Here is a 26,818-nt window from a genome sequence, read left to right on the forward strand (position 1 = left end):
TTCTGTTTCTGTTTCTGTTTCTGTTTCTGTTTCTGTTTCTGTTTCTGTTTCTGTTTTAGAATCGGCTGCCGGTTGAGCTTTGTCAAGTTCAGTATCTTGCGCTACTTTTTCTTCTGTCGAAGTTGTTACTGGTTGTTTTTCAGCAACTGGTTGTTCCGTTTCTTCTTTAACAATTTGAGTTGAGAAGTTTTCACCATCAGGTGATTCTTCAACTTTGATAGTTTCATCATCTGAAATTGATTGTTTTTCATCAGCAGCTTGATCTTGTTCAGTCGGTTCCAACGACTGGTCTTCATTTTCAGATTGGGCCTCATTTTCAATTTCATTCGTGGAAGATGACTCCTCGGCTTGTTCTGCTTGAGGCTTTTTGGCTTCATCTTTAACTTGATCAGTTGAATCCTCAACCTTTTCATCTTGTTTGACTTTTTCATCATCATCGCTGGTAAAACCAAACGCTTTCTTTAATTTATCAAATAATCCCATTCAGTCTCAATCCTTTCTAAATTACGTCCGCAAGCGATACGGAAACCATCTTAGAAACTCCAGATTCCTGCATCGTTACTCCATAAAGAACATCGGCTTGCATCATCGTTCCCTTCCGGTGAGTAATAACGATAAATTGCGTTTCATCATCAAAGTTCTTCAAGTATTGCGAATACCGGGCAACGTTAGCATCATCTAATGCGGCTTCTGCTTCATCAAGCACCGCAAACGGAACTGGACGAACTTTCAAAAGCGCAAACAACAAAGTGATCGCCGTCAATGACCGTTCACCCCCGGAAAGCAAACTTAGTCGTTGGGCTTTCTTACCCGGTGGCTGTGCGGTAATTTCAATTCCAGTATGTAAAAGATCATCCGGAGCAGTCAACGTTAAATACGCTTTTCCGCCACCAAAAATCTGTGGAAATAACGACGCAAAGGCCGTTGCAACCTGATCAAAGGTTTCTTTAAACCGGGTCTTAACTTCATTATCCATTTCATCCATACTCTGAACCAACGTTTCCTTCGCGTTGTTCAAGTCGTTTTGTTGCGTATTTAAGAATTCAAACCGTTCGTTGACCCGTTCAAATTCATCAATGGCACCCAAGTTAACTTCTCCAAGTTCGTCAATTCCCCGTTTCAAGAGTTTCAAATGGCGCTGAACCTCATTCAGATCCGTTTCTTGAGCTTCTTGAACCGCCTTTTCAAACGTCATTTCATACGTATCAGTCAATTCTTGAAGGTGCTGTTCAAGTTTCGTCGTTAACCGACCAAGCTGTAAACTCGCCTTGCGCTGATCATCATTTGATGCCTGTTGCAATTCATTTGCCCGCCGTAAGCGGCTTTCCGCATCAGCAACTTGATCATGCAGCTTATCCCGTTGAGCTCGCATTTGATTAACTTTTGCGGTGTATTCTGCATGTTGCTTTTCAATTTCAGCTTGCTTTCTGGCCAACTCATCTCCATGCATATCATTTAACGATTGCTGGCTTTGAATCCGTTCAAGGGATTGCTCTCCCTGATTAAGTGCCCGATTAAGCTGATTAATTTGCGTTTGATATTCATTAGCTTGCAACTGAGCATTGGTCAGCCGTTCATTCACAAGCAATAATCGTTGCTTAAATTCATTTAACTTCGCCGAACTTTCCTGTTGCGTCGACCGCGCATCTTCATTGAACCGCTTTTTATCATCTAATTCAGTCTGAAGTTCTGCAATTGACGTTGTTAATGATTCAACTTGCTTTTTCAATTCTGTTTGACGAGCAGCGGATTTTGTTCCATCCAAATCCTGTAATTGTCGTTGCAACCGTTCTTGACGATGATGCTGCTCATCAAACCGTTGCTGAATTGTAGCAAGGTTCTTTTGCATTGTCGTCAACTGCTGATGCAAATCGTTGACCTGCGTTGCATTTTGCTGATCCTTAGTAATTACATCCGCTAATTGTCGCTTAAGCTGCTTCCCATGTTCTTCAAGCTCGCTTAGTTTGGTCTGCATCGTCTTTAATTGCTCTTTTAAAATCGTGCTTTCCTGTTTCTTTTGAAGCAAACCATTGCGTTGAGTGCGGTTTGCGCCCCCGGTCATTGAGCCACCAGGATTTACAACTTCACCCTTTAACGTGACCAGTTTTACGCGGTGATTGACTGCTCGCGCAATCCGAGTTGCTGCATCAATATCCTTGACGATCAATGTCGTTCCAAGCAAATACTGGATCACATTTCGATTAGAAGCATTAAAGGTTACCAAATCACTTGCAATACCGATCATTCCGGAATCATTTTGAGCTTGTTGAAGCAGCCGTGAATCAATCGAGCGTGCCCGCATCGTCGTTTGCGGCAAAAATGTCGCCCGTCCTAATCGTTTCTGAGTTAAGAACCGGATTCCAGCCTTCGCTGCATTTTCATCCTTCACAATGATGTTTTGCAACTGACTTCCAAGAGTAGTTTCGATTGCTTGAGAATATTGTTGGTCAACGTTGATTGCTTCCGCAACCGAACCAACGATCCCCTGCAATTGGTTCCGCTGTTTCAAAATCTCACGAACCCCTTGGTAATAACCAGAGTAATTATGGGCAACGCTTTCTAATGCTTCAAGCCGCGCTTGGGCCTTTTGCATAATTTCACTTGCTTGATACCAGCTTTGCCGCTGCTGATCGATCTGCGCATTTAACTTTGTCCGCTTTTCGCGATACTCTTCAGCTTGGCATTCAGCCTTTTCAAGGTTGGCCTGCCACTCTGCCGTTTGCGCCTTGACCGTCGTTAATTGATCTTCAAGCGGCTTGGTTTCTCCTTGGACCGTTGCCAACTGATTTTGAACCTTGTTCAATTCTGCTTGACGTTGTGTTTCGCTTTGTTCCAACACTTGAATTTCATTTTCAGCTTGCATTTTTTGCTGAGTTTGCTGATTAATTTGATGAGTGATCTCAGCAATTGCCCGTTCAAGTTCTGCGGGTGCAAGTTTTTGATCCGCACTCAGGCTTTTAATTTGATGTTGCAGGTTTTGTTTTTCCTTCTTCAACTCTTCGATCCGCTTTTGAGCCGTTATCAGTTTTTCTTGAAGCGTTGCTCGATCCTGTTGATTTTCATCGATCTGTTTTGTCAAGCTTTCGATTTTTTCAATTTGAAATTGCCGTTGCTGTTCGGAAATATCCTTCTTGCCGGCAAGCCGCTCCCGTTGCTGAGTTAAAGTAACTAATTGTGTTTGAATTTGATCAAGCTGATTTTCAATCGTTTGCTGTTGCTCGTGCAATTGAGCTGTATTTTCTTCTTGATCAAGCGCCGCCTGTTTATACTTGGCTAGTAGTTCCTTAGCCTGCTTTAATTGCTGGTCAAGTTCAGCTTTTTGCTTCCGGCCCTGCTGAATTTCAAGCACCAGTTCGTTTAAGTGATAATAGTCAAACTGCTTCTTTTGTTCAACATAGTCCTTTGCAATGCTTGCCTGTTCTTCAAGGGGTTCCCGTTGGCGCTTCAATTCCGTTAAAATATCAACGACCCGGTCTAAATGATCCGCGGTCTCTTTTAATTCTTTTTCGGCTCGTTCCTTTTCTTTCTTATACTTCAAAACTCCGGCAGTTTCTTCAATCAAAACCCGGCGATCTTCAGGCTTACTATTAAAAATTGACTCAACTCTGCCTTGGGAAATAACCGAAAATGATTCCTTTCCCAAACCGGTATCCATGAAAAGGTTGACGATATCTTTTAATCGCACCTTTTTGCCATTTAAGAGAAATTCGCTTTCACCACTACGATAAATTCGGCGAGTAATTCGCAACTCATCTGGTTGGTCAGGCAAAAAACGGTCGGAATTATCAAATTCGATTTCAACCTCCGCCCGGTTCAATGGAGCACGGGTTGCCGAACCGGCAAAAATAACATCCGGCATTTTACTTCCCCGCAGGCTTTTGGCTGACTGTTCACCTAAAACCCACCGAAGCGATTCAATGATATTACTCTTTCCACTTCCGTTAGGACCAACAATTCCCGTAATTCCAGGCTGAAAGTCAATTTCAGTTTTATCTGCAAATGATTTAAAACCATTGATCGTTAATGATTTTAATTTCAACGCATTTCCTCCATCTCATCTACTTAACTTGGAATTTTTTCAACGCTTCAAAAGCTGCCGCTTGTTCAGCTGCTTTCTTCGTATGGCCAATTCCTTCACCAATTTCATTGCCGTTATACAAAACTTTCATCTTGTAAGTGCGATCGTTATCCGGTCCCTTACTCCAAATTTCTTGATATTGAATATCACATTGACCGTCTTTTTGTAAGTATTCTTGCAAAGCCGTCTTGTGATCAAAGAAGGTGTTGAACCATCCCATATCAAGTTTAGGAAAGACAACTTCACTGATAAACTTGACAACAGTTGGTTTGCCTTGGTCAAGATACAATGCCCCGATAAAAGCTTCAAAGATATCACATAGAAGTGATGGCCGTTGCCGCGCATTGTTTTTCTCTTCACCTTTTCCCAGTCGAATAAATTCATCAAAGTGGCATTCCTTGGCAAATTTACTAAAACTGTCTTCACAAACCATTGCTGCCCGCAAACGGGATAATTTTCCTTCCGGCATTTCAGGGAATCGCTTAAAAAGGTACTCTGAAACACAAAGCTGCATTACCGCATCCCCTAAAAATTCGGTTCGTTCATAGTAATCAAGTTTTTCTTTTGGATGTTCATTGACATATGATTTATGCGTAAATGCAGCATCATAATAATCCATGTTTTTAATCGTAATTCCATAGTTTTCTTTTAAATGTTGAGCTAAACCAATTATCATAATTTCTCCTTATCTTTTCTAATTATCGATAATTACTCCAATGATACATTATACCATATCAATGTCCGTTTCAAATTCAATCATCCAAGTACAAGAAAAGAGGTTGTGGTACTAATCACAACCTCTTTTCTAAATTATCTACTTCATATTTTCTTTGATGTATTGAACAGCATCACCAACAGTATTCAGCTTTTCCGCTTCTTCGTCAGGAATTTCAGCGCCAAATGCATCTTCCAAGTCAAGGATGAATTCAACAAAGTCAATTGAGTCAGCATCCAAGTCTTTCTTAAAGTTCAATTCGTTTGTAATTTTATCTTTTTCAATTTCAAAATGATCAGCCATAATGCCGGCAATCTTATCAAAAATTTCTTGTTCGCTCATGAACATCCCTCTTTTCTATTAATTTATGAAATATAATTTAACACTTTTAATTCAAATTTGAAAGAATTAATTTTGCTCTTCATCTTGCGTTTGAAATGCCGTTTTAAACTTACTCAATAAGTTTTCATTCAAAATTGTTCGAATCTGTTTCATTGTATAGTAAACCGTTTGAGCATCACTTGACCCATGAGCCTTAACAACAGGAGCTTTGACTCCAAGCAAAACCGCACCGCCATACCGTGATGGGTTGACCCGGTCCTTAATCTTCATCAAATTTGGCTTGAACATTAATGCGCCAAGTTTACCAAATAAATTTGCATCCTTCACACTATCCTTTACCAGGTGCATTACTGCTGAAGCAGTTCCTTCGATTGCTTTAAGAACGGCATTTCCAGTAAAGCCATCCGCAACCGCAACATCGCACACTCCATTCGTTAAATCCCGGGATTCAACATTGCCCACAAAATTCAATGACGGATCTTCACTAATCAATTGGTATGCGGCTTGCGTTAATTTACTTCCCTTATGGGGTTCGGTTCCGTTGTTCAAAAGTCCGATCCGGGGATTTTCAATTCCGCGAACCGTTTGAGCGTAGAACTTTCCCATCACGGCAAATTGATGCAAATATTCTGGCTTATTATCCGCATTGGCTCCGCTATCAAGCAGGTTAAATCCTCCTTGAGCTGATGAAACAACCGGTAACGTTGAAAGTAGACCTGGCCGTTCAACGCCCTTGATCCGTCCAATCAAAAGTAAGCCGGCAGCAAGCAATGCCCCCGTGTTCCCGCATGAAAACAAAGCATCTGCCTGCCCTTCCTTAACCGCCTTGGCAGCTAAAACCAATGACGATTGTTTCTTACGCCGAATCGCCTTTACTGGTTCATCATTCATGACGATTACCTCATCAGCCTGTTCAAAACTGATTCGGGTTTGATCCTTAACTAACGGCTTAATCTCGTCAACTTTTCCAAACAATACAAATTCCATATCTTCAAAGGCATCGCGAGCTTTTTCGACCCCTTCAACAACACTTTGTGGGGCGTTGTCGCCGCCCATCGCATCAACTGCAATTTTCATCTTCTAATCTCCTCCATTTCTAATCTAAATTATCACCGTGATTGCGATGATAATTTAAATAACGAATCAACGCTTGATTTTCTTCCTTTGTTTCAAAATCCGGTTCATTGATTATCCGATGAGCCTCTTCCTGGGCAATCTGCAAAATCTTTAAGTTCGCAACCGGATCGCCCACTTTAAATTCCGGCAATCCAGCCTGAGCAGTCCCAAGAACATCTCCTGGGCCCCGAAGTTCGAGATCACGTTGTGCAATTACAAACCCATCAGTCGTTGAGATCATCGTTTTCATTCGTTCCTTGCCATAATCACTATTCGGATCAGCAATCAAAAAACAATATGATTTACGTTGACCCCGACCGACCCGACCGCGCAGCTGGTGCAATTGCGCCAATCCAAACCGATCAGCATCAAGAATCATCATGATCGAAGCATTCGGCACATCGACCCCGACTTCAACAACCGTTGTTGAAACCAGAATATCATATTCATGATCTTTGAACTTTTGCATGACCAATTCCTTTTCATCCGGTTTCAAGCGACCATGCAACAGCCCAATTTTAAACCGGCCATTGAAATAATCTTGAAGCTTTTGGTAAACTTCCTCGGCATTTTGTAAATCTAACATTTCAGATTCTTCAATTAACGGGGACACAACGTATGCTTGAGCGCCGTCATTCAACTGTCGTTCCATGAATTTCAACGCTTCATTCATTTGTTTTTTTCGTAGCCACGCCGTTTCAATCGGCTGCCGACCTTGCGGTAATTCATCAATGAGCGAAACGTCCATTTCACCATATGTGGTAATCGCCAACGTCCGTGGAATCGGGGTTGCCGTCATTGCCAATACATCCGGGTTATGCCCTTTTTCGCGCAACTTTTTTCGTTGATTAACCCCAAAACGGTGTTGCTCATCTGTAATGACTAACCCTAAATTCTTAAAAACAACATCGTCCTGGATCAAAGCATGAGTTCCAACCACAATTTGAAGATCATTATTCGCCAAATGCTTCAACATTTCACGCCGGGCGGTTACCTTGCTAACCGTTGTTCCCGTCATTAAACCAACGTTAATCCCCAGTGGGGCAAACAACTTGCTTAATTTTTCAGCATGCTGCTGCGCCAAAATTTCGGTTGGCGCCATTAATGCGGTCTGATAACCTGCCGTTACCGCTGCATACATCGCAATGGCCGCAACAATTGTTTTCCCAGAACCAACATCTCCCTGTAATAGCCGATTCATTTTTAAAGGTTCGCGCATATTACGACAAATCTCGTTGACGACTCGTTTTTGCGCATTTGTTAACTCAAACGGTAATCGACCAATAAACTGTTTTAATTTTTGGTTGTCATAGTTGATCGTAATTCCTTGATTTTGACGATCTTCTTTTTTCAGCATCTGTAATCCAGCCTGAAAACGGAAAAATTCTTCAAAAATTGCGGATCGCCGGGCCAAATCAGCTTGCTTTTTATTTGTTGGAAAATGCATATCATGAATGATCTGCTGCCGCGGTTCTAACCGGTACTTATTGCGCAGCGAAAGCGGTACAAGGTCGCAAATTACATCATGATATTGATCATATGCAAGTTCAATCAGTTTTTGCACTTGATTAGCCTTCAATTCCTTTGAAGCCCGGTAAACGCCCTTAAAATCATTTTGCTGCCCAACTGGAATGATTTTCATTCCTGTAAAACTTTGACGTTTAGCATTATACCGACCATAAACTGCGAGTGAAGCTCCCAATTGAACCTTTGATTTCAAATACGGCTGGTTGAAAAAGGTTACCATGATCACTTGATGTTCCACTAACAAACGGAAATTTAATCGATTGCGACGTCGCCCAAACCGAATCACGGTCGGTTCCGAAGCCACCGTTCCCTTTAAGGTCACCTTTTCTTGTTCACTAATTTCAGATAGATCTTTAACTGCCAAATCATCATAACGAAACGGATAATCAGTAAGAAGGTCATCAATCGTTGAAATGCCGAGTTTATTCAATGCTACTGCCTTTTTAGGACCAACACCTTTTAACATTGTCACCGGATCATTTAAACTGCGCGCCATTCTGCTGATTTCTCCTTTCCGTTCCTGAATATGGAAGGAGGCTGTCCAATCGTCCAGCCTCCATTTGAATTTTTAAATTTTATTATTCAATCGAAATCAAATATGGGTAAATCGGTTGATCACCTTCATGGATTTCGATTTCATAATCTTCATCCCATGATTGAATCTCATCGGCAATTGCTTGAGCTTCGGCTTGATCAGCATCCGCACCGTAGATGATCGTGATCACTTCACTATCATCATCAAGCATTGCTTTCACCATCTCAAGCGTTGCTTTCTTACGATCCGGATCAGTTACCTTGATCGAACCATCAACAATTCCCATATAGTTATCTTTCTTGATTTCTTGACCATCAATTGTTGTATCCCGAACAGCAATCGTTACCTGTCCAGAAATCACATCATCAAGGGCTTCTTCCATTGTAGCCACATTTACATCGATATCTGCTTCCTTATTAAAGTTGATCATTGCGCTCAATCCTTGAGTAATTGAACGGGTATGAACAACCTTCACGTTTGCATCCGCAACATCGGCTGCCTGTTCGGCTGCCAAGAAAATATTCTTGTTGTTTGGTAAAACAATTACCTTGTCTTTGCCCGTCGCATTAATGGCATCAACAATGTCCTTTGTACTTGGATTCATCGTTTGTCCGCCTTGAATAATTTGGGTTACACCAACGCTGTGGAATAATTGAACAAGGCCATCACCTGAAGCAACGGCAATAATGCCATAATCACCGGCAATTTGATTGATTTCAGCCTGTTGTTCTTCTTCCGCTTCCTTATCCTGTTCAAGAATCGTTTCATGTTGAAGCCGCATGTTATCGACCTTAACCTTGATCAATGAACCGAATTTTTGACCATACGAAAGAACCTTACCAGGCTGTTCAGTATGCACGTGAACCTTAACCACTTCATCATCTGCAATTACTAAAAGTGAATTTCCAATTTCTGAAAGGTAACCACGGAAAGTATCATAATCAAACTTTTCATCAACTAATCGACCGGCACCTAATTTAACCATAATTTCAGTACAGTAACCGTATTGAATATCTTCCGTATTCAATTGACTCTGGACACTTTTATGGTGCTCAGCACTTACCATGTCATCCATATCAGCGGGAGTTGGATGATATTCTTGTTCATCACGCACATTTCCTGATAAAGCATCAAAGAATCCTTGGTAAACAAAAGTTAATCCTTGACCACCAGAATCAACAACGCCGACTTCTTTTAAGACTGGTAATAAATCAGGGGTCGTCTTCAATGCAGCTTCAGCGGCTTCATAAGCGGCCTTCATGACTTCCACACAGTCATCAGATGTCTTCGCCGTCTTCGTTGCAGCTTCAGCAGCTTTCCGAGCAACCGTTAAAATCGTTCCCTCCTGCGGTTTCATAACTGCTTTGTATGCCGTTTGAACCCCAGCAACAATTGCTTCCGCCAAATCTGCTGGTGTCAATTCTGCCTTTGCAGCCGCATTCTTGCTGAATCCGCGAAAGACTTGTGAAAGAATAACACCTGAATTTCCGCGGGCGCCCATCAGCAATCCCTTTGCAAGGGCTTGCGAAAGTTCACCAACACTTGATGATGTTGATTCTGAAACGTACTTTGCACCGCTTGCAAATGAAAGACTCATATTAGTTCCAGTGTCACCATCCGGAACTGGAAAGACATTTAATGAATTAATAAATTCCGCATTATTATTTAACCGATTTGAACTGACCGCAATCATCTTGCGGAATTCATTTTCAGTAATTTTTGAAATTTTCAACCTTCAAAATCCTCCTTGGTACCCACAAACGTTAATCTTCAATAACCTTTACGCCTTGAACGATTACGTTAACTGCCTTGGCTGTTACCCCAAGCATTGAGTCCAGATTATACTTAACTTTTTCTTGAACATTTCGGCAAACTTCTGAAATCTTCGTTCCGTAACCGACAATAATGTAAACATCAATTACAATTCCGTCGTCTGTTTGACGAACGACAACCCCTTTTGAGTAGTTATCACGTTTTAAAATTTCGTTTAAATTATCCCGAATTTGATTTTTACTTGCCATGCCGACAATTCCAAAAATTTCAGTTGCGGCTCCACCGACAACAGTTGCGATTACATCGTTACTAATATCAATTTTACCGAGTTGGTTTTGAATCTTCACTGCCATTCGAATTTGCCTCCTTATTTATGACAATAATCGTTATCGCCATTGTATCATACGCAATTTTGAAAAAAAAGCCAATTAAACACCATTCAGGATATTTAAATAAGCACTATACTATCATAGCACAAAAATCGATTTTAGCTGACAAGTTAATTTACTTTACAGAAAAATCTTGCAATCACACCTTATGTATGATAATTTAGTCTAGTGAATAAAGAATCTTTATTTTTAAGATCGAAAAGGTAAAGGAGGGAAATTAAAATGGCTAAAGATTTTGTAACAGGTCGGAAGACAACTTTCGGCAAAAAGCGTTCACACGCTTTGAATCAAACAAACCGTAGCTGGAAGCCAAACTTGCAAAAGGTTCGCATCTTAGTTGATGGTAAGCCAAAGAAGGTTTGGGTTTCTGCTCGTGCCTTGAAGTCAGGTAAGGTTACTCGTGTTTAATTAAAGACGAAAAAACAGGATGGACAATATTGTCCATCCTGTTTTTTACGTTTGATCACACCTTTTTTTAATCACAGCTTTGAATCGTCATTAAAATTCCCCGTTCAAAACTAAACGTCGCTCTTGGACCAACAAACTCATTACTTGAAAGTGCAACTGAGAAATCAAAATCCGTTCGTTGCAACTGATACTTTTCGTCTGGAAGCACCAACCCTTCAACCGCAGTTAGCGGAATAAACGCTAAATACTTCATTTGCGGATTCCGCTTAAGCTGATGGCATCCAGGCTTAAAAAAACGCATTTCATTCCACCGATCAATAATCGTAATTCGTTCAACTTGTTCTTGATACTCTGGTTTCAAAATAAAAAATAAGTTTGCCAACAGCTGATCCATACGCGCACCGGTTGCACCATAAAGATTAAGCTGGTCAATTGAATAATGAGCAAACAAATATCTTAATGCCAACTCCGTATCCGTGATGTCATCCTTTAGTGGACGATAAACCAATTGGTGACTTTGATTTTTTACTTGCAACCGTTCTTCATCCGTTGCCGTGTCAAAATCACCAATTGAAAGCATTGGGTTGATTTTGTGATCAATCAGTTCAACTGCGCCGTAATCAACCCCGCACCACCATTCATCTTTTTGTTCAAAAATCGATTGCGGCACGCATGCGAGTGGGCCACCAGTTAAAACATTTACCTTCATTGCAATCATTCCTTAATAACGCGGTTTGCGTTCCAAAATCATTTGATGGAATTGCAAGTAATTTTCATACCGTGACTTCAAAATTTCACCGTTCGCCACGGCTTCTTTGACCGCACAATGCGGTTCATTCACATGCAAACAACCACGATACTTGCATTGGTCACGATAGGCAACGAAATCCAAATAATAATTTGGCAGATCTTCCTTTGAAATTTCAAGTAAGTCAAATGACGAAAAACCCGGCGTATCCGCAATCAAATTGTGTTCAATTTCCATTAACGTTACCTTTCGGGTCGTATGTTTTCCCCGACTAAGAGCTTTTGAAATCTCACCGGTTTCCAATTTCAAATCCGGATTCAATTGATTCAGCAACGTTGATTTGCCGGCACCGGTCTGTCCCATTACAACGATCACTTGGTTTTGAAGATCACGCAGAAACTTTTGCGGAGCACCGTTGCTAGCAACTTCAACTGGATAATATTTTTGATAGTAATCAATCACCGGTTGCATGGTTGCCTGCTGATCTGAATCTAACAGATCCCACTTTGAAAAATACAAGAGCGGATCAATTTGATTCGCGGCTAACATAATCAGTTGCCGGTCTAATAGATTACTTGAAAAATCAGGTTCGATGCACGCCGAAACAACAATTGCATCATCAACGTTGGCAATCGGCGGCCGCACCAATCGATTCTTTCGCGGATCAATTTTTAATAAATAGCCTCCATCTTTTTCAACTTTAAATTCAACCCAGTCACCAACTAAAGGTGATTGTTTACGTTTGCGAAATACCCCGCGCGCTCGGGTTCGATATTCCGCTCCATCAGCGGTCACAACATCATAGTAACCGCTTAAAGATTGCCTGATTTGGCCTTTCAATAATCTTTATCCTTTCATTTAACTCTGACTTGTTTCGGAGTTATTATTCCCGTTTTCTGAATTATTATTCGGTCCAAGCGATAACGTTATGATCACCTGCGAACCAGCCTTAACGGTCGTATTCGCCTTTGGATCTTGTGAAATCACTTGTCCCTTTGGTACCGTATTTGAATACTGCTGTTCAAAAATAATCGTGATGTTATGTTCTTGAGCATAGTCAATTACACTTTTCTGTGTGTAGCCCGTTAAATCACGAATCTTAAACGTTTGGACCCCTTCACTGACTGTAAAGGTAACTGAAAGTTGATACAAACTAACCTTCATTGACGGATCGATACTTTGACTGACGATTTGACCTGTCGGATACTTATTCGAATACGTCGTTTCCTTATCTACAAGAACGCCCTTCGCCTTCAGTTTTTTCCGAACCTGATCAAAGTTTTGCCCAATATATGACCCAAATTTAGTTTTTAACGGACCTTTTGAAATCACAATGTTGATTTTCGAATTCCGGTTGACCGTCGTTTCGCGGGCCGGATCACTACTGATCGTTTGACCTTTCAAATATGAATTACTATATTCATATCGCTTTTTGCCAAGTTTAAGGTTATTACTCAACAAGACTTCCTGTGCTTCGCGAACACTCATTCCCCGTAAATCTGGAACTTGAACCTTCAATGACATCAGTAAAATCGTAATCACAACGATCACGCCAAGCGTCCCAATCAGAAAAGCAATCGGGTGGCGCCGATAAATTCGTTTTTTCTTTTGCTTCTTTGCTTTTTTCGTCTTGCGTGAACCGGTTGCCGGTCGCTGTTTTGACGATTCGGCTGATGGAATAACCAGCGTCTTCGTTTCGGCGTCATCTTCTGTTGGTACTTCCCATTTAGGTTCGTTTTTCCGTACCGGTAACAACGCCGTTTTTAGATCCCGCGCCATTGTTTCGGCATCCGGATAACGGTCTTTCAAATTTTTGGCTGTTGCATGCAAAATGACATTTTCCAACGCCTGCGGAACTTGGGGATTAATTTTCCGCGCTGACGGTAAGTTATCCCGGTAATGTTTAACCGCAATTGAAACCGCTGTTTGGCCTTCAAACGGAACCTTCCCCGTTAACAGTTCAAACAGGATAATTCCAAGCGAATAAATATCAGATTGTTTCGTAATGATTGACCCGCGGGCCTGTTCAGGTGAAATGTAATGAACAGATCCAATCATCGTATTAGTCTTCGTAATTGTGGCTGATTCCATTGCCGCAATTGAAATTCCGAAATCCGTGACCTTTACTTTGCCATAATTGTCAATCAAAATATTTTGTGGTTTCAAATCGCGGTGAATAATCCCGATTCGGTGGGCACTTTCCACCGCCGAAAGAATCTGTTCCATAATATCAACAACTTTTTCGCATGAAAGCGGATAGTGTTCTTTCAAGTACGTCTTCAAATCAGTTCCCTTTACGTACTCCATGATCAAATACGGCACACCATGATCATTGCCAAAATCATAGATTTGAACGATATGCGGATTATCAAGCTTCGTTAATGAATTGGCTTCTTTATGAAACCGTTCAACCGCCCGCGGATCATCTTGTAAATCAAGCCGTAGCATTTTAAGGGTAACCCGTCGTTTTTGAACCAGATCCTCGGCTTCATAAACATTTGCCATTCCACCTTCGCCAAGGGAACGAATGATGCGATAACGTTTACCAACTTCATATCCTATTCGCATTATTGTTCACCGCTTTCATCTGCTGCAATCAAAAGCGCAGTAATGTTATCATCGCCGCCGTTGACCCGTGCTTGAGTAATTAATTGCTGGCATTTTTCTTCAAGCGAGTCCGTAGTCGTTAAAATCGCTTTAATTTTAGCTTCCGCCACAAGTTTGGTAAGTCCATCAGTACACAGCAAAAATAAATCATCCGGTTCGACTCTCAACGCATAGTGATCCATTTGGGCATCATGATTGATCCCAAGGGTTTTAACGATCACATTTTTTTGCGGATGGTTAGCTGCTTCTTCCTTCGTGATTGCGCCCTGTTTGATCAATTCATTAACGAGCGAATGATCCCGTGAAATTTGCTGCAACTCATTCTTCCGCAACCGATATCCGCGGCTGTCTCCAATATTCGCAATGATACAATCCACCGAATCAATCAGAATCAAAACCAACGTTGCCCCCATGCCTTCAAGATCCGGATACTGCTTTCCCTTTTGAATCAAAAGGTCATTTTCAACTTGAACTTGTTTTTCCAACCATTGGTAAGCCTGCTCAATCGTTTCAAAAGACGACTCTTCAAACAAATAGCCAAGATGCTGAACAATCATTGCGGATGCAACATCTCCGCCACGATTACCACCAATTCCATCGGCAACTAGTCCTAAGGTAATTTGTTTTCGATTTTGATATAGTCCGACTGAGTCTTCATTAACTTTACGAACCTTGCCAATATCACTTAAAAATGAACTTTTCAAAACTGCACCTACTTTTTCATCAATGTAGCGATAAAGAATCCATCCGAGCCAAAATCATCTGGATAAATTGTTAATCCAAGCGCTGTTCGTTGATCCTTAACAGCTTTTTTAGTCTGCGTTTTAACCTGTTTAAAATCAGAATGTTTTTTCAAAAATTGATCAACCACCGTTTGATTTTCGGAAGGTAAGATTGTGCATGTACTGTATGTTAATTTTCCACCCGACTTTAACGTTGGTGCAACAGCGTCTAAAATCTGCAGCTGGATCTGTGCTAATTGCTGTGAGTCTTTTAATGTTTTTTCATAACGAACTTCTGGTTTCCGCCGCATCAATCCAATTCCAGAACACGGCGCATCAACTAAAATCTGATCAAACCGCGTATTTCCAAGTTCTCCGGTCTTTCGGGCATCTAACAATTGCGGGTGAACAACATTCGCGACACCCAGTCGTTCGGCATTGCGTTTAATCAACTTTAGTTTGTGTTGGTGAATATCAAGCGCAACAACGTTTCCTTGACCTGCCAACGCAGTTGCAATTTGCGTCGTTTTTCCTCCTGGAGCAGCACATGCATCCAAAATACTTTGGCCTGGTTGAACATCCATTGACTCAACCGCTAACATTGCACTTTCGTCCTGAATGATAAAGCTCCCCTGTTTAAATTCTGGCGTTCCTGCTAAAAAGCCTCTTTGCGCAACTAACCCATCAGCAGCAATTTCACTTGGAGATGTTGTGATTCCTTCCTTTTCAAGTTGGACTTGCAATTCAGAACTTTTGATCTTTCCTATGTTCACCCGCAAACTATCATGCGGAGTTTGGTTAACTGCCTGCGCAATTTGAACTGTTTTTTCAAGGCCCACCTTTGAAATCAATTGCTCAATAATCCATTGCGGAATACTTTCTTCAATTGATAACCGTTGAGCGGCTGTTAAATTATCAAAATTGCGCAATCCATTCCGTTTGATAGCATGCAAAACACCCGTCACAAATTTACGTGTCCCGACATGGCCCTTAACCTTTGCAATCTCAATCGTTTCATTAAAAATCGCATGATCCGGGACCTTATCTAAATACTGCATTTGGTAAATTGCTAGCAAAAGCAGCTCCCAGACCCATGGATCAACTTTCTTCTTATTTTTAATAAACGGTTCAAGCCAATATTCCAACGTTAACCGGTGCTGCAAGCAACCGTACACAAGCATAGTCAGTAAATTAGCATCGGCTCGCGACAATTGACTTTGTCGAATCACGTCATTTAACACAATGTTAGAATACGTACTGTGCTTTCGAATCCGCAAAAGCAGATCAAGGGCAAGAAAGCGCGGCGTCTGTTTAATCGTTTTCTTCATTGATCAATTCCTGCCCTGCTTTAATTCCTTGACCGACCCCATTCAAATATGCCGTAATATCCATTTGCGGTTTCCCAGCTGGTTGAATGCGATTGATTTGGTAAACTGTTCCGTCCGCTGCGGCAACTTTTAATTGATGTTTACCAACTTCAACAACGGTTCCCGCGGGAAGGTCTGTTTGTTCATTCAAAATAGTTACGTCCCAAATTTTTGTCCGCTTTCCCTTTAATGATTTGAAATATGCCCCCGGAGCTGGTCGAAGAGCGCGAACTTGCCAATCAATTTGATAAGCAGTTTGTTTCAAATGCAATTCTTCTTCTTCCGGACTGATCGTTGGTGAAAAGACAACTTCATCTTCATTTTGAGCAACCGGATGAACGTTGCCGGCAATTAAGTCAGGAAGAAGCTGCAATAACGTATCCCGTCCCAAATCGCTCATCTTTTCAAAAATTGATCCAGCATCATCGTTTGATGTGATCGGCATTTCAGCTTGCTTAAGAATATCACCGGCATCCATTTTCTTTACCATGTAAATAATTGAAACCCCGGTTTTTGAATCCCCGTTCATAATGGCGTGTTGAATCGGTGCTCCGCCGCGATACTTTGGCAAAAGTGACCCGTGAACATTCACTGCTGCAATTTTAGCCGCATTGATCAACTTCATCGGCAAAAATTGGCCAAACGCTGCCGTAACGATCAAATCTGGTTGAAGGTCAATTATCCGTTGACATTCCGAACTGCCTGAAATTTTTTCCGGTTGAAGGACCTCAATTCCATGGTCCAAAGCAACCTTCTTTACCGGCGTTGGCATTAAAATGTGTTTCCGTCCAACTCGCCGGTCTGGTTGAGTCACAACGGCTTTCACATCATATCCGGCATCGATCACGCCAGCTAAAATGTTGGCAGCAAAAGCCGGGGTTCCCATAAATACAATTGACGTCATTTATTTCACTCCTCAATTAAATAAAATTCATTGGATCGCGATCGATCACGATTTGCAATCCATTTCGTTCTTCTTTTTGACTTGTTAATAATAAATTTTGAAGATAATTTTCAAGTTGCGGTTCATTTTTATATTTAATGACTAACTGATAGTAATAGCGATTATTGATTCGCATAATTGACTGCGGGGTCGGTCCCAAAATCACGGCGTTTTGAGACAAATAATTCACGATCTCACCGCGAATTTGGAACATTTTTTGCGCCGCATCCGTTTCCTTCCGCGCACTTGCAGTAATTTGAACCGTATAGTAATACGGTGGGTATCCGCCTTGGTGTCGAACATGCATTTCCTTTGCAAAAAAATGCTCGTAATCCTGACGCCGCGCATACTGAATCGCATAATGATCCGGATTATACGTTTGAATTAAAACGTTTCCTTCTTTTTCGGCCCGGCCAGCACGTCCGCTTACCTGAGTTAAAAGTTGAAAGGTGCGTTCACTTGCCCGAAAATCTGGCAATCCAAGTGAAGTATCGGCATTCAATACCCCCACAAGCGTTACGTTCGGAAAATCCAGTCCTTTGGCAATCATTTGGGTACCAAGTAAAATGTCGGCATGATGCTTGCCAAATTCATCTAAGATTCGTTCATGTGCTCCTTTACGACGAGTCGTATCAACATCCATGCGTAAAATTCGGACATTTGGAAAAAGTTCAGTTAGTTCTTTTTCAACCCGCTGAGTTCCAGTTCCAAAATACCGGACGGCCTTGCTATGACAATTCGGACAAACTTGCGGAACCGGTTCTTCATGACCACAATAGTGACACTTCAATGAATTCGTATCTTTATGATATGTTAATGAAATATCACAATTCGGACATTTGATCACTTCGCCGCATTCGCGACACATTAAAAATGAAGAATATCCTCTCCGGTTTAACATTAAAACAACTTGTTCATTCAACGCAAGTTTTTTCTGAATCTCAGTTGCCAATTCTTGTGAAATATCAGTTGTCGGTGCATAACGGCCTGCTTGCCGCATATCAACCAATTGAACTTGCGGCAGAGCTTTCCCGTTAATTCGTTTCGTTAATCGCAACCATTGATAAACACCCTTTTGAGCGCGTGCTCGAGACTCAAGCGACGGCGTTGCGCTTCCAAGGACAACCGGACAATGATGATATTTTCCCCGCCATTGAGCAACATCGCGCGCGTGATACCGCGGCATATCCTCCTGTTTGTAACTTGTTTCATGCTCTTCATCCATGATGATGACGCCAAGGTTTTTGATCGGTGCAAAAATAGCTGAACGGGCGCCAACAACAACTTGGGCGTCCCCGTTTTCAATTCGGCGCCATTCATCATACCGTTCACCGTCGGACAATGCACTGTGTAAAAGAGCAACCTGATCACCAAATCGAGCCTTAAATTGGCGAACGATCTGCGGCGTTAACGAAATTTCCGGAACAAGCATTAAGGCTGATTTACCTTGCGCAAGCGCATGCTGAATGATTTGCAAATAAACTTCAGTTTTGCCGCTTCCCGTTACTCCTTCAAGTAAAAAGGTTGCTGCCTGAGCTTCGTTAATTGCCTGATCAACAGCATCCGTTGCATGGGCCTGTTCAGCAGTTAATTTTTTCGACGTTGACGGCTGAACCTGATCGACCTGATACGGATTACGGTACTTTTCAATTTGATAACGCGTGATCCATCCTTTTTCGGCAGCCGTTTTTAAGTCATTTGCAGTAAAATTATTTTCCCGAGTCACATCACTTTGAACAAATTCTTGTTCATGATTAGTAATCAAAAAATCAAGCAAACGTTTCTGTTTGACCGCATTTTTCCTTAACGTCTTCTTGACTGTCTGCAACTCTTTGACCGACATTTGGGCTTTAAATGCCCAAACGAACTTTGATTTTGCCCGATCATCAACGTGATAAACAATTTCAACTTGATTTGCCTTGCGCAATTTCTCAATTTGATTTAATTGAGTTGAAGCTAACTTCTGTGGATTAAATTCAATTTCGCTTTGCTCATTAAAAAGCGCAGCTAAAGCTGGATCTTTAATTTTCCCTGTCAGTTTAAGCGTTTTGCGGTAACTTGCCCGCATCGCATTCGGAAGCATGACTTGCAGACAGCGAATCTTAAATGCAAATGTCCGCTGTGTCAGCCAATCAGCCATCGCCATGGCTTCATCACTTAAAACCGGATTCAAATCAAGCACATCGATCACCGATTTTAATTGATGTTCACCTGAATATTCATCTGTCAACCCCGTCACAAATCCTTGAATTTTCCGATTTCCGTTGCCGAATTCAACCACAACGCGCATCCCGACTCGCAAGAAATCCTGAAACTTTTCTGGAATTTGATAAGTAAACGGATGGTTGGTCTGCATTGTCGGAACATCGACAATTACTTCTGCATATCGACTAATTTTAACCTTCCTCTTTTCTGATTAATTTCTGAATTTCATTTAATATTTTTTGAGCAAAAACTTTTTTTGAAGCTTTTGCAACTTTAATTGGTTCCCGATGCGGCTGCAAAATATAGCCTGCATTCTGATCACTTCCAAATCCAATATCATTGCGTGAAACATCATTGGCAACGATCATTTCAACCTTTTTATCTTCCAGTTCGGTCGTTGCATTTTGAAGCAAATGATCCGTTTCAGCAGCAAATCCAACTAAAATTTGCCGATGCTTTTGATTACCTAACATCCGCAATAGATTTGGATTTCGTTTCAGTGTCAACTGAACTTGCTGATTAGCATCTGCTTTAATTTTTTGATCATCCGACTGTTCAACATGATAGTCCGAAACCGCTGCTGCCATGATCAAGACATCATTTTGCGGAAATTCTTCCATTAATTTGGTTTGCAATTCCGCAAACGTTTGAATCCGGATTACCTTGATGTTCGTGGGTAAGTCAACCGTGACCATTCCGGCAATCAACGTTACATCTGCTCCTTGAAGGGCTGCATTTTCAGCAAGCGCGATTCCCATTTTGCCGCTTGAACGGTTTCCAATAAATCGTACCGGATCAATTGGCTCTTGGGTTCCACCGGCAGTTACCAGTACTTTGATTCCCCGAAACGGTTGATCGTTCATTTGATTTCCAATCCAGTCAAGGACCTGTTGTGGCTCTGGCATTCGCCCTTTTCCAGCATATCCTTCTGCTAAAAAGCCGGTCGCTGGTTCCATTACATGAATTCCATCGATTTTTAACTGATGAACGTTTCGTTGAACAGCAGGGTTATCCCACATTTCATCATTCATTGCCGGAACAATGAATTTATTCTTCGCCGTTGCAGTCAGCGCCGATGAGACTAGATCATCAGCAATTCCATTGGCCATTTTACCAATGATATCTGCCGTAGCCGGAATGACAATCGAAAGGTCTGCCCACCGCGCAATTTCAATATGTGGAATAAATTCACCGCGTTGCTCAGCGTTATTAAAATTTGTTAATACTGGATTCTTCGACACCGTCGCCATTGTCAACGGTGAAATGAAATTCGTTGCTGCCGTCGTCATTGCTACGCGGACTTCAGCTTTTGCCTTGATCAAAAGCCGGACAAAACTTGCAACCTTATAACTTGCAATCCCTCCGGTCACATAAACCGCAATTTTCTTACCTTCCAATGCCATTTCTTCACCCCATCATTCATTAATACAAGAAAAGAGGTCGGACACCATGTCACAACCTCCCATCATATTAATTTAAATTAAAAATTAGTTTTCGCCTTTAATTGTCAACTTGCCAGCTTCAACTTCTTCCAAAGCCTTACCAACATTTTTATCTGACTTATATTCGTCTTCATTTAACAATGGTAATGCGCCAGCATCTAATTCATGAGCACGTTTAGCTGCTAACATTACTAATGAATAACGTGAGTTAACATGTTCTAAAAGTTTATCGACAGATGGATATAAAATCATTTGACAGCATCTCCTTATTGTTGATCATCTAAGCCAAGTTGCTTCTTGTAATCAGGTAAGAACCGCTTTACACGCCAACGCTCAGCCCGAATGATCGTTTGAATCTTTTCTGCAGCCTTCGGGACTTCATCATTCACAACTGCATAATCATAATTCTGCATCATTTCAATTTCACCGACAGCCTTTTCCATTCGCTTGTCAATTGTTGCTAAATCATCCGTTCCCCGATTAATGATCCGTTGACGTAATTCCATTAAATCTGGTGGTGTTAAGAAAATAAACAACCCATCCGGAACCTTTTCCCGAACTTGCATTGCACCCTTAACTTCAATTTCAAGGAAAACATCCTTACCTTGATCTAACATTTCATTAACATATTTTAAAGGTGTTCCGTAATAGTTGTCAACATATTTAGCGTATTCCAACATTCCGCCATTTTCAATTTCCTTTTCAAATTCTTCCTTTGAAACAAAGAAATAATCTTTTCCATCAACTTCTCCGGGACGCTTCTTCCGGGTCGTCATTGAAACTGAATAGTGAAAAGTATTATCCTCACGTGAAAAGATTTCCTTCCGTACAGTTCCCTTTCCAACTCCTGATGGTCCTGAAAGAACAATTAACATTCCGCGTTTTGGCATTTTGAATCTCCTCTAGAAACAATTTTAATAACTATTATCCCCTTTAAACGCCTATTTTTCAAGTGATTTCCAAAGGTTTTCAAATTTCTAATGAAGATTTCATTTATTGCTGATCAATGAATTTGAAATACAATCATCTGAAGATAACAAAAAGACTGTGACATCCGTCACAGTCTTTAATTACTTTCAAATCAGTTTTAGTATAATTCAAGGTACTGATCGCGTTCCCATTGTGAAACGTCTTGCCGGTATGAATCCCACTCAAGGGTCTTGGCTTCAACGAAATTGTTAAAGAGGTGTTTACCCAGGGCTCCTTGAATTACTTCATCATTTTTCAATTCTTTCAGGGCATTGTGTAATGTTGATGGCAAATCTTTAATACCATTTTCACGCCGTTCTTCTTCATCCATTGCGTAAATGTTGCGGTCAACTGATGCAGCAGGCTCAATCTTATTCCGTAATCCGTCAAGACCCGCTTCTAAGATTGCAGCAATCGCCATGTATGGGTTAGCTGAAGGATCAACTGACCGTAATTCAAACCGCGTTCCCTGTTCACGTGCCATTGGAACCCGAATTAATGGTGAACGGTTACGACCAGACCATGCAACGTAAACTGGTGCTTCAAATCCCGGAACCAATCGTTTGTATGAGTTAACTGTTGGATTAGTAATCGCCGTGAAACTCCGGGCGTGTTTCAATAATCCGCCTAAGAAGTAATATGCCTTTTGGGATAACTTTTGATCACCGTTTTCATCGTAGAAGACATTACCATTCTTATCGAAAAGTGACATATTAATGTGCATTCCAGAACCGTTAACTTGAGCTAATGGTTTTGGCATGAATGTTGCATGCAAACCGTGTTTCCGGGCAACGGTCTTAACAACTAACTTAAAGGTTTGAATATTGTCACAAGCATGCAAAGCATCTTCATACTTAAAGTCAACTTCATGTTGTCCCGGAGCAACTTCGTGGTGAGATGCTTCAACGTCAAAACCCATGCGTTCAAGTTCAAGGACGATTTCGCGCCGGCAATTTTCACCCATATCAACCGGAGCGAAGTCAAAGTAACTACCGTTATCATTTAAATGCATTGTTGGCTTGCCAGTTTCAGGATCAAGCTTAAAAAGAAAGAATTCAGGTTCCGGACCGATATTAAAGTCGGTAAACCCTTCTGCTTTCATTTCATCTAAAACGCGCATTAAATTATTCCGCGGATCGCCCATGAATGGTTTGCGATCAGCTGTGTATACTTCACAAATGATCCGGGCAACCTTTCCGTGTTCGCTTCCCCATGGAAAAATCATCCAAGTCGATAAATCTGGATATAACCACATATCACTTTCTTCAATCCGGACAAAACCGTCAATTGAAGAACCATCAAACATTAATTTATTATCAAGCAATTTATCTAATTGACTAATTGGAACCTCAACGTTTTTAATTGTTCCGTAAAGATCAGTAAACATTAACCGTAAAAATTGAACATTTTCTTCTTTAGCCATCCGCCGAATATCGGCTTTAGTATAATCATGCTTAACCATTATTAATAGGCTCCTTTTAAAATTTATAAATTAGAGCGGTCGATTGTTACGAATCGAAGGTTTGCTATGCCGGTTAAGTCCACTAGCATTGACAAAGTCATTGCGCAAAATTTTCCGAACGGCATCATCAGATAACGATTGTGCCATCTTTTCACGACGTCGTTCTTCTTCGGCTGCCTTCTGAGCATAAATCTTTTTAATCGAAGCCATATTATACCCATCCGCAAGATAGTCTTTAATTTCAAGCAATTTATCAATATCGTTTAATGAATACATCCGCCGGTTTCCTTCATTTCGTTCAGGAATCACCAGTTCCTGTTCTTCATAATAACGAATTTGCCGGGCACTTAAGTCCGTAAGCTTCATTACCGTTCCAATTGGTAAAACGGCAAGGGAGCGACGTAGTTCCTTTTCTTTCATAACAACCCTCCTCTCATTGGTTCAATCATATCAATCTCGAAACTGTCTGTCAACGACTTATGTCACATTTTATAACATCTCACTTTTTATAGTACGTTTCGTTTACCGCATTTGTAATCGCAACCTTGACATGCGCGTATGAAAGCCCACCTTGGATATACAACGCATACGGTTCCCGCAGCGGACCATCACTTGATAATTCAATCGTTGAGCCTTCAACAAAACTTCCAGATGCCATAATAATTTCGTCTTCGTAATTATCCATTTCACTTGGAATTGGATCAACAAATGCATTTAACGGTGAATTATGCTGAATACTTGCACAGAATTTGATCATTGCTTCCCGTTCATGGAAAATGACCGTCTGAACAAGATCAGTCCGCGGAGCATTCCATTTTGGCGATACTTCTGCTCCCATCTTTTCAAGTAATGCCGCGGTAAAAATCGCTCCTTTAACCGCTTCTCCTGTTGTATGTGGAGCAAGGAAAAAACCACGGTAAAAATCTCGTTGATACCCATACGTTGCGCCTTCACCCTTTCCCGGGCCTGGGGCAAATAATCTTGATGATGCCCGCATGATCAAATCGTGCCGGCCAACTAAAAAGGCTCCTGATTTAGCAACCCCCGCACCAGCGTTTTTGTACATTGACCCGGCCATTAAATCCGCACCGTAAAACGTTGGTTCGTCCTTTTCGGTGAATTCACCATAACAATTATCGATAAAGATAATTGCTTTCGGAGCGATTTGCTTAACAAACTCAATCATCTTTTTAATTTCTGCAACCGTGAAACTATCCCGGGTCGCATATCCGCGTGAGCGTTGAATTGCAATGACCTTAATTGATTTGTCCTGATTTAACTTTTTCCCCACTGCATCGTAATCAATTTTGCCGTCTTTAAGCGGGGTATATGCAAACTTGATACCATATTCTTTCATTGATCCCGGATTGTCGCCAACAATTCCAATTACCTGTTGAATCGTATCATATGGCATTCCCGTCATATAATATAAGGTATCACCCGGCATTAACGATGCAAATAATGCCGTCGAAATTGCATGTGTTCCGGAAACCATTTGCGGCCGCACAAGCGCATCATCACATTTAAAATAATCGGCAAAAATATCTTCTAGCTTATCACGGCCAATATCATCATACCCATATCCCGTTGAACCAACAAGATCTTCTTCAGCAACATGATACTTGCGGTATAAATCCAAAATCCGTTGTTGATTATACAAAACCATTTCATCAACTGCCGCCAATTGTGGGGCAATCATTCGATCAACTTCAGCAACCTTTTGCTGTAAATCCTGAGGAAATTTTTCAATCCATTTTTCCATTATTTTTCTCCTTTAACCATTTTTCAACTAATTCAATAATTCGCGGATAATCCGTGTCAAAGTTTTGAATAAGATCAAACCAGTGAACATCCATTTTATTTCGAAACCACGTTAATTGTCTTTTAGCATAATGCCGCGAATTTTGTTTGACCTTCGCAATACATTCTTCAAGGGAAGCCTGATGTTCAAAATACGGATAAAATTCTTTGTAGCCAATTCCCTTTCCAGCCGGTAACTTGCTACCGCCATTTTCATACAGGTATCGGGCTTCATCAAGTACCCCCTCTTTGACCATCAAGTCAACACGGTCATTGATTCGTTCATATAATACTGCGCGTTCTGTATTTAAACCAATAACCAAAAAGTCATAGCTATTATTCGGATGATCGCTTTGAACGGAAAATTTCTTGCCGGTTTTTTCAAAAACTTCTAATGCCCGAATTACTCGTCGTTCGTTGGTGAATGGAATTTTAGCGGCTGCAACCGGATCAATTTGATCAAGCCGATCCCACAAGGCTTTCTGCCCATTTTCTTCGGCATACTGATGCAACTGATTTCGCAGATGATCATCTTGATATTGATCATTTCCAAAATGAAAGTCATCCACAAGCGATTGCAAATAAAAACCCGTCCCGCCAACAAGCATTGGCAATGCATCTTGAGCTGTAATTTTTGAAATTGCCTTTCTAGTACGAGCAATAAAATCAGCAACTGAAAAACGCTGGTCGATTGGAATCTCATCCAATAAATAATGCGAGATCCCCTGCATTTCTTCATTAGTGACCTTTGCCGTTCCAATATCTAACTTTTGATAAACCTGCATCGAATCGCCCGATACGACCTGACCGTTAAACTTTTGAGCCAGCTTAATTGATAACGTTGTTTTCCCCACTGCCGTGGGACCAACGATCATTAAAACCTTTTGCGCCACTTTTCCGCTCCTTTCCACTTGCTTCTCTTGTAATTGTATCATTCAAGTTAAATTTTAACAGTTTTGTCTAGCATTTTTTGACGATTTAATTCATAATGATAATATACCAGTAATTGAGGAGGAGTTTCCATGAAATCATTTGGTAAGGGATTCTTTACCGGAATCGTAACAACCGTTGGCGTTGTTGCCGGTGCCGTTTATGCATTTAAGAAAACAGTTGTTGAACCAATGGAAGAACGTGAAGCAATCTTAGAAGAACACCGTCGCCGTGCTCTTCGGAAGAGTCGTTCAGCTCACCAACGTTAGTTAAAGTAATAAAAAGGCTGGGATTTTGATCCCAGCCTTTTTTATTACTTAATTTTTCTTCTTCTTACCGTCCCACTTATTGTATCCGCCTTTAAGCACGAAAATCTTATCAAAGCCTTCTTTTTTCAACATAATCGCACATCGAAGTGCAAGGGCTTTTCCTTGTTCATATAAGTAAACTGGCATATCCTTCCGAATACCGCCAATATACATCTTAAATTGTGAAAATGGAATGTTCCGCGCACCTAAAATGTGACCAGCTTTAAATGAATCTTCTTCGCGAACATCAATAACTTGAGCATGGTGCATTGCCTTTTTGAATTCTTCATTATCGACGATCTTCGCTGCCCGTCGACTACGAACAAAAATTATAATTTGATTAATTACCATCCACAATAAAATGATAATTAAAATCATATCGACCCAAAATAAAACCGAGGGGGCTTTTCCTAAAAGCAATTCAATTAGCTC

General features: G+C 41.1%; 24 protein-coding genes and 1 pseudogene. 2 read left to right on the top strand and 23 right to left on the bottom strand.

The features are described 5' to 3' along the window. The 8 genes and pseudogenes from FC64_RS00500 to FC64_RS00535 form a co-directional block, all read right to left on the bottom strand. A pseudogene (locus tag FC64_RS00500) lies at window positions 1-483 on the bottom strand (hypothetical protein); the annotation flags it as partial. Window positions 484-499: 16 nt separating this feature from the next. Next, window positions 500-4,039 (bottom strand): chromosome segregation protein SMC, encoded by a 3,540-nt coding sequence (smc, locus tag FC64_RS00505; protein WP_057906058.1) that lies wholly within the window; start codon window positions 4,037-4,039, stop codon window positions 500-502. A gap of 19 nt (window positions 4,040-4,058) precedes the next feature. Next, window positions 4,059-4,754 carry a ribonuclease III gene (gene rnc, locus FC64_RS00510; protein ID WP_057906059.1) on the bottom strand — a complete coding sequence of 232 codons (696 nt, stop codon included), beginning with the start codon at window positions 4,752-4,754 and terminating at the stop codon, window positions 4,059-4,061. Between the two features lie 138 nt (window positions 4,755-4,892). Then, window positions 4,893-5,135 (bottom strand): acyl carrier protein, encoded by a 243-nt coding sequence (gene acpP / locus FC64_RS00515; RefSeq protein WP_057906060.1) that lies wholly within the window; start codon window positions 5,133-5,135, stop codon window positions 4,893-4,895. 66 nt (window positions 5,136-5,201) lie between these two features. Then, window positions 5,202-6,212, bottom strand: a complete 1,011-nt coding sequence (gene plsX / locus FC64_RS00520) for a phosphate acyltransferase PlsX (protein WP_057906061.1) — start codon at window positions 6,210-6,212, stop codon at window positions 5,202-5,204. Between the two features lie 19 nt (window positions 6,213-6,231). Next, window positions 6,232-8,283, bottom strand: a complete 2,052-nt coding sequence (recG, locus tag FC64_RS00525; RefSeq protein WP_268888284.1) for an ATP-dependent DNA helicase RecG — start codon at window positions 8,281-8,283, stop codon at window positions 6,232-6,234. Window positions 8,284-8,356: 73 nt separating this feature from the next. Next, window positions 8,357-10,045, bottom strand: coding sequence for a DAK2 domain-containing protein (locus FC64_RS00530; protein ID WP_057906063.1), 1,689 nt, complete (start codon window positions 10,043-10,045; stop codon window positions 8,357-8,359). Window positions 10,046-10,076: 31 nt separating this feature from the next. Further along, window positions 10,077-10,439 carry an Asp23/Gls24 family envelope stress response protein gene (locus FC64_RS00535; RefSeq protein ID WP_057827926.1) on the bottom strand — a complete coding sequence of 121 codons (363 nt, stop codon included), beginning with the start codon at window positions 10,437-10,439 and terminating at the stop codon, window positions 10,077-10,079. 258 nt (window positions 10,440-10,697) lie between these two features. Between FC64_RS00535 and rpmB the strand changes: the two genes are divergently transcribed. After that, window positions 10,698-10,883, top strand: a complete 186-nt coding sequence (gene rpmB / locus FC64_RS00540) for a 50S ribosomal protein L28 (RefSeq protein WP_004047397.1) — start codon at window positions 10,698-10,700, stop codon at window positions 10,881-10,883. A 67-nt stretch (window positions 10,884-10,950) separates the two neighbouring features. On the opposite strand, the gene FC64_RS00545 is transcribed toward rpmB, so the two are convergent. The 14 genes from FC64_RS00545 to miaA all read right to left on the bottom strand — a co-directional run bounded on the left by FC64_RS00545 (window position 10,951) and on the right by miaA (window position 26,041). Continuing rightward, complete coding sequence (locus FC64_RS00545; protein WP_057906064.1) at window positions 10,951-11,592, bottom strand: thiamine diphosphokinase; 642 nt, start codon at window positions 11,590-11,592, stop codon at window positions 10,951-10,953. Between the two features lie 12 nt (window positions 11,593-11,604). After that, window positions 11,605-12,471 (bottom strand): ribosome small subunit-dependent GTPase A, encoded by an 867-nt coding sequence (gene rsgA, locus FC64_RS00550; RefSeq protein ID WP_057906065.1) that lies wholly within the window; start codon window positions 12,469-12,471, stop codon window positions 11,605-11,607. A gap of 18 nt (window positions 12,472-12,489) precedes the next feature. Further along, window positions 12,490-14,199, bottom strand: coding sequence for a Stk1 family PASTA domain-containing Ser/Thr kinase (gene pknB / locus FC64_RS00555; RefSeq protein ID WP_057906066.1), 1,710 nt, complete (start codon window positions 14,197-14,199; stop codon window positions 12,490-12,492). Next, entirely contained in the window at window positions 14,199-14,942 is a 744-nt protein-coding gene (locus FC64_RS00560; RefSeq protein ID WP_057906067.1) for a Stp1/IreP family PP2C-type Ser/Thr phosphatase, read from the bottom strand. The genes pknB and FC64_RS00560 overlap by 1 nt, the downstream gene beginning before the upstream one ends. An 8-nt stretch (window positions 14,943-14,950) precedes the next feature. Next, entirely contained in the window at window positions 14,951-16,288 is a 1,338-nt protein-coding gene (rsmB, locus tag FC64_RS00565; protein WP_057906068.1) for a 16S rRNA (cytosine(967)-C(5))-methyltransferase RsmB, read from the bottom strand. Then, a complete protein-coding gene (gene fmt, locus FC64_RS00570; RefSeq protein WP_057906069.1) occupies window positions 16,272-17,231 on the bottom strand; it encodes a methionyl-tRNA formyltransferase in 960 nt (319 codons plus the stop codon). The genes rsmB and fmt overlap by 17 nt, the downstream gene beginning before the upstream one ends. 16 nt (window positions 17,232-17,247) lie before the next feature. Next, entirely contained in the window at window positions 17,248-19,665 is a 2,418-nt protein-coding gene (priA, locus tag FC64_RS00575) for a primosomal protein N' (RefSeq protein WP_057906070.1), read from the bottom strand. 1 nt (window position 19,666) lies between these two features. Beyond that, window positions 19,667-20,878 carry a bifunctional phosphopantothenoylcysteine decarboxylase/phosphopantothenate--cysteine ligase CoaBC gene (gene coaBC, locus FC64_RS00580; protein WP_057906071.1) on the bottom strand — a complete coding sequence of 404 codons (1,212 nt, stop codon included), beginning with the start codon at window positions 20,876-20,878 and terminating at the stop codon, window positions 19,667-19,669. Between the two features lie 84 nt (window positions 20,879-20,962). After that, on the bottom strand, window positions 20,963-21,169 hold the full coding sequence (gene rpoZ / locus FC64_RS00585; RefSeq protein WP_057827919.1) for a DNA-directed RNA polymerase subunit omega: 207 nt from the start codon (window positions 21,167-21,169) through the stop codon (window positions 20,963-20,965). 14 nt (window positions 21,170-21,183) lie between these two features. Continuing rightward, window positions 21,184-21,807: a guanylate kinase gene (gene gmk / locus FC64_RS00590; protein ID WP_057906072.1), complete on the bottom strand. Its 624-nt coding sequence runs from the start codon at window positions 21,805-21,807 to the stop codon at window positions 21,184-21,186. A gap of 197 nt (window positions 21,808-22,004) precedes the next feature. Next, complete coding sequence (gene glnA / locus FC64_RS00595; protein WP_057906073.1) at window positions 22,005-23,348, bottom strand: type I glutamate--ammonia ligase; 1,344 nt, start codon at window positions 23,346-23,348, stop codon at window positions 22,005-22,007. 30 nt (window positions 23,349-23,378) lie between these two features. Beyond that, window positions 23,379-23,768: a MerR family transcriptional regulator gene (locus FC64_RS00600; protein ID WP_057906074.1), complete on the bottom strand. Its 390-nt coding sequence runs from the start codon at window positions 23,766-23,768 to the stop codon at window positions 23,379-23,381. A 79-nt stretch (window positions 23,769-23,847) separates the two neighbouring features. Then, window positions 23,848-25,110: a methionine gamma-lyase family protein gene (locus FC64_RS00605; RefSeq protein ID WP_057906075.1), complete on the bottom strand. Its 1,263-nt coding sequence runs from the start codon at window positions 25,108-25,110 to the stop codon at window positions 23,848-23,850. Further along, window positions 25,094-26,041 (bottom strand): tRNA (adenosine(37)-N6)-dimethylallyltransferase MiaA, encoded by a 948-nt coding sequence (gene miaA, locus FC64_RS00610; protein WP_057906076.1) that lies wholly within the window; start codon window positions 26,039-26,041, stop codon window positions 25,094-25,096. The genes FC64_RS00605 and miaA overlap by 17 nt, the downstream gene beginning before the upstream one ends. 129 nt (window positions 26,042-26,170) lie before the next feature. On the opposite strand from miaA, the gene FC64_RS07270 reads away from it, so the two are divergent. Continuing rightward, a complete protein-coding gene (locus FC64_RS07270) occupies window positions 26,171-26,347 on the top strand; it encodes a DUF3042 family protein (RefSeq protein ID WP_064485250.1) in 177 nt (58 codons plus the stop codon). 48 nt (window positions 26,348-26,395) lie between these two features. Here FC64_RS07270 and FC64_RS00615 read toward each other — a convergent pair whose 3' ends face one another. Beyond that, window positions 26,396-26,812: a rhodanese-like domain-containing protein gene (locus tag FC64_RS00615; protein WP_235804824.1), complete on the bottom strand. Its 417-nt coding sequence runs from the start codon at window positions 26,810-26,812 to the stop codon at window positions 26,396-26,398. Window positions 26,813-26,818: the final 6 nt, after the last annotated feature.

The sequence above is a fragment of the Ligilactobacillus araffinosus DSM 20653 genome, from assembly GCF_001435375.1.
Taxonomy (GTDB): domain Bacteria; phylum Bacillota; class Bacilli; order Lactobacillales; family Lactobacillaceae; genus Ligilactobacillus; species Ligilactobacillus araffinosus.